Annotated in this window: 5 protein-coding genes; 1 reads left to right on the top strand and 4 read right to left on the bottom strand. The window is 57.3% G+C overall.

The features are described 5' to 3' along the window. Nucleotides 1-394: 394 nt before the first annotated feature. The 4 genes from E3O47_RS08415 to E3O47_RS08400 form a co-directional block, all read right to left on the bottom strand. Nucleotides 395-1,726 (bottom strand): MFS transporter, encoded by a 1,332-nt coding sequence (locus E3O47_RS08415; RefSeq protein ID WP_134420201.1) that lies wholly within the window; start codon nucleotides 1,724-1,726, stop codon nucleotides 395-397. Beyond that, nucleotides 1,719-3,176 carry an FGGY-family carbohydrate kinase gene (locus tag E3O47_RS08410; RefSeq protein WP_134420199.1) on the bottom strand — a complete coding sequence of 486 codons (1,458 nt, stop codon included), beginning with the start codon at nucleotides 3,174-3,176 and terminating at the stop codon, nucleotides 1,719-1,721. Before E3O47_RS08410 ends, E3O47_RS08415 begins: the two co-directional genes overlap by 8 nt. 28 nt (nucleotides 3,177-3,204) lie before the next feature. Continuing rightward, nucleotides 3,205-3,963: an SDR family oxidoreductase gene (locus tag E3O47_RS08405; RefSeq protein WP_241986137.1), complete on the bottom strand. Its 759-nt coding sequence runs from the start codon at nucleotides 3,961-3,963 to the stop codon at nucleotides 3,205-3,207. 130 nt (nucleotides 3,964-4,093) lie between these two features. After that, entirely contained in the window at nucleotides 4,094-5,593 is a 1,500-nt protein-coding gene (locus tag E3O47_RS08400) for an FAD-binding oxidoreductase (RefSeq protein WP_241986135.1), read from the bottom strand. Nucleotides 5,594-5,965: 372 nt separating this feature from the next. Between E3O47_RS08400 and E3O47_RS08395 the strand changes: the two genes are divergently transcribed. Further along, nucleotides 5,966-6,571, top strand: coding sequence for a glycerol-3-phosphate responsive antiterminator (locus E3O47_RS08395; protein ID WP_198418023.1), 606 nt, complete (start codon nucleotides 5,966-5,968; stop codon nucleotides 6,569-6,571). Nucleotides 6,572-6,725 lie beyond the last annotated feature (154 nt).

Raw genomic sequence — 6,725 nt, 5'->3', positions numbered from 1 at the left:
GCCTGGCCCAGCAAAAACAAGGCATCCAAAGAGGTCGGCGCCTGGATCGAGGACCGCTACAACCGGCGCCGCCGACACACCTCCCTCGGCCAGGTCAGCCCCGTCGACTTCGAGCTGCAATACTCAAACCAGAACGCGGTCTTCGCTAAAGCCGCATAACCCCGTGTCTACTAACCGGGGGCAAGGCCACGTAACCTTCGTGTGTCGAAGCCGGCCCGTTAAGAGACGGAGCCGCCAACAAAACGGCGGCATAAACCCGGGACGGTTCACTGTGGGAGGCCCTGACCTGATGCTCGGCCCGGGCCAAGCATCAGGTCAGGGCCGAGCAACGGTCCGGGCGATGACAGGAGATCCGGGGCCAACCTGCACCCCGCACTGATCGGTGAATCGAGGTTTAGGTTCTAACCGGGATAGTCGGAACAGTGCCCTGCTCAGCCTCGGCTAGCGCAGCCTCTGCGACCTTGCGCCTCTTGACCAAAATGGCAAAGTACGCTGCAGCAGCCGCACCTACCAGGCCGATGCCAGCAGTGATCAGGAAGTAGAGGTTATTGGCGCCAGCCACGTCATCACCATAGGCGGTGTAGATTGCCGCGCTGATCTGTGGCAGGAAGATGTCTGGAAGGTAACCGACCAATGAGATGAGCCCAATCGCAATTCCGGTCGCCGCCACGGGAACACGGCAGTCTTCAAGCAAAGACCAGTAGACACCGCGGATGACGTACACGAACAGACCTACCAACACGACCAGCACGTACACCAGGCCAATGGCCGAACCACCGGGCATAATTGCCAAACCAATAAGCCCCAGCGCAGAAATCAACATGGCCGCCGACAGCACTCGAGACTTGCCGAGTTTGTCGGCGAGGTACCCGCCTCCGAAGCCACCGATGGGGCGCATCCACATCACTACGACGGTCACTACGCCGGCAGCAACTGGGGTCACCGCGTGGTTGGTGGTCAGATATCCAGAGAAGTAGTAGTAGGCCCAGAATAGTGTGTATCCGCAGAATAGGGCGAACATCAGAACCCATACTTCACGGATTTTAAGGATTCGACGGACGGCAGCAAAGGTCGATTCGACCGACTCGTCACTAGTCGTCCCGGCCATCTTTTTCTCTTCACTTGAGAGCACGAAGAAGAGGACTACAGCGAGCACGATGAGGACAGCACAGTACATGTACACGACCGCCTGGAATCCTGCCTCAGTCTGGGCGATATTTGACGGGCCGTCGCCAACAAACGCAGCGAAGATGGCAACCGCCACGGTGGCCAGGGCCGCCTCAACTACTCCGCGCCCTCCATCAAGGGCTCCAAAGAATCTGCCTTCCTCGTTCTTGTCGGCGAGCAGATTCACGGCTTTCAACAGCGAGCTCCAGAACGTGAACACCGAGGCAAAGCCCCAGACGAGGAAGATAAAGACCAACGTCGACTTGTCCGGGATTTGGGCGTAAAACAATCCCGCTGCCGCTGTGAGTGTCAGTGAGAAAGTGATCATGTACTTCGTTGAGAATTTGTCAGCCAACCACCCGCTGGGGAGATAGCCAACCACGAAGATGATGCCGAGCATCGAGTAGAGAGTCGCCAACTCGGCGTTGGACATCTCGAAGACCTCGAGGATGGTCGCTTCGAAGTTCTGTCGCAGGTAGACCAACGGGTAGATGGAACCTCCCGCCAAAATTAGGAGGACGAGTTGGAAAATCTTCTTTGATTGACCGGGCTTAGGCATCTACAAATGTTCCTTTGTGATCGAGGAGGATGCGGTGTGTGCGTTGGAGGATGGCGTCGTTCTGCGCAGCAATTTCGGCGTGAACCGCACGTAGTTGGGCGTAGAGGTCAACGTTTTGGGGGTTGGGCGCGAAGCAGTCCTCGCGATGCACCATGTGGCTTGAGGCGTCATCGAAGGTCGGGTACACGCTGCAGGCCACGGCGACACAGATGGCGGCGCCGAGGCCGGCGGCGTTGCGCACTTCATTACGCACCGCAGGAATGCCAAAAACATCGGCAAAGATCTGCATGCAAAGGTCGCTGAAGGAACCACCTCCCGACACAACGAGCGTCCCGATGCTGGCGCGTCGCTCTTCTTCCATGCCCACCATGTTTTGCTTCATGGTGAAGGCGATGCCTTCGAGGATGGCGCGGTACATATGGGCGTAGCTGTGACGCTCATCGAATCCGAGGAACATTCCCTTTTTGTGAGGCTGCGTGGGAGGCGCGAGCCAATCGAGGACGCACATCAGACCGTCGCTACCCGCCGCAACGGTAGACGCCAGTGAGTTGAGATATTCATCTCCGCTCACTCCGGCCGCCGCTGCGGCCTCAATTACCTCTTTACCGAGCAGGTTGCGGAGCCACGAAACGGTCCACATGCCGCGGCGAATACCGCCGCACTCATAGATGTACCGGTGCGGTTCTGACGCAAAATTGGAGAAGTAGGTATTCGGTTCAGCAACGTATTCTTTGCCGACGATCATCCCCGTGATGTACGTGCCGAGGGATACCAGGCCCGTCGTCTCGTCCCGGAGCCCGGCTCCGAGAGCTTCGGCGGCTTTGTCGTTTGCGGTGTGCACCACTGGGAGGCCCTGCGGGATTCCAGTGATGGCCGCAAACTGTGCATTCACGTAGCCGCCGATGTCGCCGGGCATTTGGAGCTGGTACAACATGTCCAGGTTCACGTTGTAGGAGTCGAAGGTTTCCTTGTCACTGAACCAGTCCCATGCCTCAACGTCCATTGGCCATGGACCGATGTAGTTGGCGACGGTGTCAGTGAGCTGGCCGGTGAGCCGCCCCATGAGGTAGCCCGACGTCGTCGTGACGTAGACGACATCATCGTTGGTCTTTTCGTACGGTTTGGCGAGGCGTCGGTCCATCCAGCTCTGGACGGGCTCGACGAGAGTGCCGTCCGCGCGGGTCAAGGCTCGACAACACCGAATGGTGCACAGGCCGACCCCGATGATGTCTGCTGGATCGCCTTGGAACGCCTCCATTACACGGGACGCAGCCGCAACGATGGAGTCGTAGAGGTCGTCGTGTGGATGTTCTACAACGCCCGGCTCGGGTGTGTGAAGGGGCTCCAAGGCCTGGCTGGCCTCGCACACAACTCGTCCTTTGGTGTCAAAGATGACGACCTTCGAACTTTGCGAGCCGCCGTCGATCCCAAGAATGTACTTCTTTGTCATTGTTAGATTCATCGTTATTTACCGGCGCTTAGCGCACCAAGTAACCCCCGTCGACGCTCAGGATGTGCCCGTTCACGTAGTCGGAAGCGCGGCTTGCGAGGAACACTGTTGCCCCCATGAGGTCTTGTGTCTGACCCCACCGGTTAGCCGGGATATGGTCGAGAACGCGCTGGTTGGTGTCAGCGTTGGCGCGGGTTGCAGACGTGAGCTCGGTGGCGTAGTAGCCGGGGGCGATGCCGTTCACCTGAATTCCGAACTGCGCCAGCTCGTCGCAGTACGCCTTGGTGAATCCGGCGATGCCGTGCTTAGTGGCGGCGTACGCGGGTGACCACTGGCCACCGAGGAAGGTAAACACCGAGCAGATGTTGATTATCTTGCCGCTGCCCTGCGGGATCATGTATTTGGCGCATTCGTGCGACATCTCGAAGGCCGCAGTGAGGTTGAGAGCAACCATAGGGTCCCACTGCTTGCGCGTGTACTTGGTGACATCGGACTCATTGATGCTGCGACCGGCGCAGTTCACAAGGATATCGATGCTGCCGAATTCCTCGATGCAGGCCTCGACGACTCTCTTGGGGTTTCCCTCGACCGTGATATCCGACATTAGATAGGCGTACTTCGCGCCGGCCGCATCGACCAGCGCCCCGGTTTCCCCGTCGTCGGGCATGATGCTGACGGCGAACACATTCGCGCCTGCCTTGGCCAGGGCGAGCGAGAATGCCTGTCCGAGTCCGGTGTTGCCGCCGGTGACGATGGCGTTCTTGCCCTTGATGGAGAAGAAGTCCATCTGGAAGTCCGAAATTTTGACGTCAGTCATGCGTTTTCTCAATTTCTTTTTCGATATTGGTATGAGCGGGTACGCCAGGAGTCATAGTCACTGTGTGCGTCCTGGCGCACCCGCGCCGGGAGGAGGAGCGTTACTTCTTGAGCGGGAAGATGGTTCCGCGGTTCATGATCCCGTTCGGGTCGAACGCGGCCTTGAGCGTTTCAAGCATGTACAGCGAGGAGCCGTATTCCTCGGCCAGGAAGTGCGTGCGGTGCTTCCCGACGCCGTGGTGGTGGCACATCGAACCGCCCAGTTTCAGGGTCTCCTCGACGATGATGTTCTGGATCGGGTCGTGGTACGTGGCGCGTTCTTCTGTGGGATCCACGTCAATCTTGTAGTAGTAGACGAAGTACAAATTGGTTCCGTTGAGATAGCTGTGGCTGGAGTGGCCACCGAGCAGGCTGAACTCCGCCGAGATCTCGTTCCGGATGCGGGCAAGCGCATTGGTATAGATGTCATGAATGACACTCCAGTTGCCCGAGATCTCCGTGGTGAAGCCATTGATCAAAGTTTCGCGAATCTCAACACGTTCTTCTTCGATCTTCGAGACATCCCAGTTGAGGTTGTCGAACCAGTCTTCAATGAGCTTGTCTTCGACTCGATCCGCGGAACCGAAGGTGGAGACGATCTCTTCGATTGCGGCTCCCGTTGCGTCAGCGAGGGGCTTGGGTCCTTCGGCAACGAAGATGAGTACGCAGCGACCGTCCGAGAAGTGCTTGAAGTGGTACAGCCCATCTTCTTTGTCGTAGAGTCGCGCAACGGACGGACGGTAGCCCTGAGTGATGACCTCCCGAAGAATCTCAAGGCCGGTCTTCATATCGTTCAGCAGGTAGCCGTAGAACTTGTTGTTCTCCGGGTAGTAACGGAAAATCTTGACGGTCACTTCGGTGATGAAGTTGAGCGCCCCCTCGTTGCCAATTACAAGGTGGCGGATGTCGGGCCCAGCCGCTCGACGGGGCACGTTCTTGATGCGGCAGATTTCGCCGTTCGGGAAGACCGTTTCGACACCAACGAGCATGTCTTCGATTCCGCCGTAGAGAGTGGAGAATTGCCCGATCGAGCGGGTTGCGACCAACCCCCCATACTGTGCCAGCGGCTTGGACTGTGGCGAATGCCCTGTGGTGTATCCGATCTCGCGAAGCTCGTTTTCGAGGTCTTCGAGACAGACACCACATTGGACGGTGGCGAGCATGTTGGTGGTGTCGATGGTGAGAATCTGGTTCATGCCCGAACCATCCACAACGATCGAATTTTCGACGACCGTCTCAAGACCGCCCTCGGTTGCGGAGCCACCGGTCTTCGGCACAACGTTGATTCCATTTTCGTTCGCGAACTTCAAAACCTGCGCCACCTCGAGCGGGGTACCAGGCTTCACCAACGCTGCGGGGAGTGGCAGGGCGTAGATGCCGAAGATGTTCTCTACCTTGTAGTACCGGTCCGAACTGTTGTCCTTCAGCGTCTGCTCGTCGGTTATCACTCGCTCGCTGCCGAGGATGTCAACGTAGGCACTAACAATTTGTTCACGGGTAAGACTCATCAATGCGATCGGTTCCATTCGTTCTGGTTGTTCCTGTTTGCTGGTGTCGAGCAAAGTTCCACCTCTTCGGGGATACAAAAAAACAGCGATCCCCTCACATGAGGGGGTCGCTGTTCTCTAGGTTTCAAGCAACAGTCCCGGGCTAGGCCTGGAACGAGTATTAAGTTATGAGGTCTTGGAAAGACTAGCACGGACAGTTTTGTCTCGAACAAGAACCCTCTGCAGGCCCGGTGACGATCGTGCAACTGGAGTCTTGCGGCGCACGGGCCTGAAAAGTAGCGCCACCGCCTGCCACCGGTCGGCATCATATTTAGCCTATTAATCGGGCATACTAGGGTTCACTGTGTCCAAATCAGGTGCGTCCGATGGGTGATCTCGCCATGTGGGTGATCTTGCTACGGCGGGTCTTTAACAAGGGATGAAATCGTGCGAGCATCACCCGCTGGAGATCATCGCTTGGCCGACGGATCGACCCTGATCGACGAGGTTCTATCACTTCACCCCGTGATCGCAAGCATCAAGGACGAAGACGGATTGAGGTCGGTCCTACGCGCCCCTTGTCCCGTTGTTTTTGTGCTTTTTGGGTCCGTGATGACAATTCACAGCATCGTGGCGTCCTTGAAGAGCGCGGGAAAAATGGTCTTCGTTGATGTGGACTTGCTTGATGGCTTTTCTAGCAAGCCAGTCACCGTCGATTTCCTGAAAGCGCACACACAAGCTGACGGAGTCCTGAGTTCAAAATCCATCATGGTGAAAGCGGCAAAGACCGCCGGTCTCCTAGCGATACATCGACTGTTCCTGGTCGATTCGTTCAGCTACAACAACGTATCCAAGCAGGTGAAGATCTCCGAACCGGATGCAATTATGATCTTGCCCGGATGCATGCCCCGAGTGATCTCATGGGTGCGTGACGAGACCGAGCTTCCGCTGATCGCGGGCGGATTGGTCTGTGACAAGGATGACGTGATGGGAGCGTTGGGTGCAGGCGCCACCGCCATCGCCTCATCCAATCGAGGCGTGTGGCTGATGTAATATTAGGCGCCACATTGCGTCCGTTGATGGTCAAGACAGTCAACACTGGCCTTGACCCCGGTTGGTGGACACCTCACACGAGAGAATGTTCATCATGGGAAACACACGCCGCGAGTTCACTTCTGAACTCAAAGACGAGGCCGTCAAGCTGGTG

Origin of the sequence: Cryobacterium sp. TMT2-17-1, from assembly GCF_004402765.1 — a bacterium.
In the GTDB taxonomy this organism is placed as follows: domain Bacteria; phylum Actinomycetota; class Actinomycetes; order Actinomycetales; family Microbacteriaceae; genus Cryobacterium; species Cryobacterium sandaracinum.
The sequence above is the reverse complement of the archived record's forward strand: the minus strand, read 5'-3'. Positions and strand labels throughout refer to the sequence as shown.

What these genes read in the sequence shown, in the direction of transcription:
- E3O47_RS08405 (WP_241986137.1), bottom strand. Translation starts at nt 3,963, where the DNA reads ATGGACTTCTTCTCCATCAAGGGCAAGAACGCCATCGTCACCGGCGGC.
- E3O47_RS08410 (WP_134420199.1), bottom strand. Translation starts at nt 3,176, where the DNA reads ATGACAAAGAAGTACATTCTTGGGATCGACGGCGGCTCGCAAAGTTCG.
- E3O47_RS08415 (WP_134420201.1), bottom strand. Translation starts at nt 1,726, where the DNA reads ATGCCTAAGCCCGGTCAATCAAAGAAGATTTTCCAACTCGTCCTCCTA.